Consider the following 2,752-nt stretch of genomic DNA (forward strand, 5'->3'; position numbering starts at 1 on the left):
TTGCTTTATTTTTCGGTTTTGTTTTGCTTGGGTGTGTTCCGTGTTTTGTTCTTTTTTTCTTCGCGGTGCTCTTGGCGGTTGGCGTGGCGGTTGGCGTGGCGGTTGGCGTGGCGGGTGGCGTGGCGGTTGGCGTGGCGGGTGGCGTGGCATTTGGCGTGGCGGTTGGCGTGGCGTTTAGCGTGGCGTCTGACGTGGCGCTTGGCGTGGCGGGAGGTATACAGAAAGGCGTGCAGGAAAGCGTGGCGTATGGTGTGGCATTTGGCGTGGTGGGAGGGGTGGCGAGAGGCATGGCGGGAGGTGTGACGTATGGCGTGGCGTATGGCGTGGCTGGAGGTGTGGCGAGAGGCGTGGCGCTTGGTGTGGCGTATGGCGTGGCTGGAGGTGTGGCATTTGGCGTGGCGTTTAGCGTGGCGTATGGCGTGGCAATTTGGCATCCAGAAAACTGGTTAATTGGCGTAGGACTTAACTTGATATCAATTCAGAATCGTAGTTGGTTCCTACCTATAATCACCCCTATTCCTTTACCCTTACTAACAACTCGCTTAAAATTTTGGTTGAGAAAAGATTGGCAACTAGGTCTAGAAAACATCAATCAACTCTTAAGATATAGCCTACAGTTTGTTCCGGTAGTTAATGCTATTAATCAGGTGCTAGCAGAAATTCCCTCAGAACAGATGATTTATCGAATTTCTCAGCTAGCAGAAAATCCTTATGATTGGAACCTTGTAAAATTTGCCTCTGCATCTCTAGTAGAAGAGTTGAAATTAGAGTTTTTTAGAGGATTAGATATTTTTAGTCTTTCAATAGTCTTATCAGCACCGACTCGCTCAAACACTCCATCCCGTGCAATAGCTGCTGGTTTCTGGTATCTCTACGAACAAGAACCCGAAAAAGCAACAGCAGCATTTGAGAAAGTACGCTCTCTCCTCTACGGCGAGGAAATGTTCCTACTAGCTCAAACTCTAACGCAATTTCGACTAGCAACATCTCCTTATACCATTGTTGAAATACAAATTCCTAACTTTCCACCCGAACCTCATCTACGCCCCACCACCTGGGAAGCACTTAAAGGTTTGGGTCGCGTTGTTGAAGATACGCAACTTATTTTAAAAGCTACCTCAAAGTCAGCTCCTGCATTTGCCCTTGCCAGAGCTATAGGTCAATTAAAAGAAATCCTAGATAATGCTGATGCACTTCCCCAATCAGAACGAGGTTTAATTGTCCGTATTGCTCAAACTTGGCAAAAAGCTTTAGAAAGCATTGCCACAAATGTAGAAGATACATCTATTACTGAACCCATAGAAAATCCTTATGTCATTGGCGACCCAGTAGAGGGTTACTTGTTTGTGGGTTGCGAAGATATTATGAGACAGCTTAAGGAACTGTGGGTTATGAATTCTCAGCTACAGTCTGTTGTTCTCTTCGGTCATCGTCGCATGGGAAAAACATCAATTCTACGGAATGTTGCCAAATCTTCTGGTGCAGATGTACAAGTTGTTTATGTGAACCTCCAAGGTTTAGGAGCTATTTCCCAGGGAATGGGTGAAGTATTTTTAGCAATTAGTGATGAAATTTCAGATACTATTAACCTTCCCCCACCTGAGACAGACGAACTCCTGAGACTTCCCCAACGAACTTTTAAATTCTACTTAAAACAGGCAACTCAAAAATTAGAGAACAAAGGCTTAATTATTGCCCTTGATGAATTTGAAACCATTGAAGAACTAATTAACGCACAACAACTCCCCCCTAATTTCATGGCAGTATTGCGAGGGTTCGTGCAGATGAGTCCGAAAATTGCCTTTGCCTTCGCCGGGTTGCACACTCTGGAAGAAATGACAGAAGATTACTTTCAGCCATTTTTTGCCAGCGTCATTCCCATCCGGGTCGGTTTTTTGAATAGACCGACAACCAGGCAACTCCTTGCCAACCCCAACCCAGACTTCCTGCTCACCTACCAAGCAGAAGCAATGGATCGCATTTACGACCTCACATCCGGACAACCCTACCTAGTACAACTACTAGGATTTTTACTTGTCCGTCGCTACAACGAGCAAACCTTCGAGGAGGGAAAACCAAGGGAACCTATTTTTACCGTTGCCGATGTAGATGCCATTATTGAAAAAAATGAACTATTCCAAAATGGGCGCTATTATTTTACAGGTGTTTGGGGGCAAGCAGGGCAAGATGCACCGGGGCAACAAGATATTCTCAAAGCTTTAGCTCAGTATCGAGGAGGTTGCAGTCACGCCATCCTCCAGCAACTTACAGGTTTAGATGAAGCTATTATTAATGATGCTCTTGATACCCTCTTTCGCCACGACGTCATTGTCGCAACCGAGGGAAACTTGAAATTTGCCGTGGAATTGTTTCGGCGTTGGGTGGTGAAATATCAATGTTAGTAGGTTGGGTTGAGGAACGTAGCTTGCTTCCCGTCAGGGTAACCCAACAACAATAGGAGTAGTAGACTGTTTCATCTTAAATGTTGCAGTAGTAGGAGTAGTGGTGTGTCAAGACTAAAATTGTGGGTTAGGAGCGAGCAACCTTGGAGACCTCTCCCCCAACCCCTCTCCTGCAAGGAGAGAGGAGGGATATTTCTCCCCCTTCCCTTGTAGGGAAGGGGGTTGGGGGGTTAGGTTTTTTAACCTACTGGACTGACACAGCTAAAACTGTGCATTAGGGAGTAGGGTCGGAGGGTCGGAGGGGAGAAAGATTGTTGTTGGGTTGAGGGACTAAACCCAACAACAATCTT

Annotated in this window: 1 protein-coding gene; it reads left to right on the top strand. The window is 46.1% G+C overall.

What is annotated here, in order from left to right:
- Window positions 1-95: 95 nt before the first annotated feature.
- Window positions 96-2,402, top strand: coding sequence for an AAA family ATPase (locus F6K22_RS37945; protein ID WP_293110010.1), 2,307 nt, complete (start codon window positions 96-98; stop codon window positions 2,400-2,402).
- Window positions 2,403-2,752 lie beyond the last annotated feature (350 nt).

It is taken from the genome of Okeania sp. SIO2F4, assembly GCF_010672385.1.
GTDB lineage: Bacteria > Cyanobacteriota > Cyanobacteriia > Cyanobacteriales > Microcoleaceae > Trichodesmium.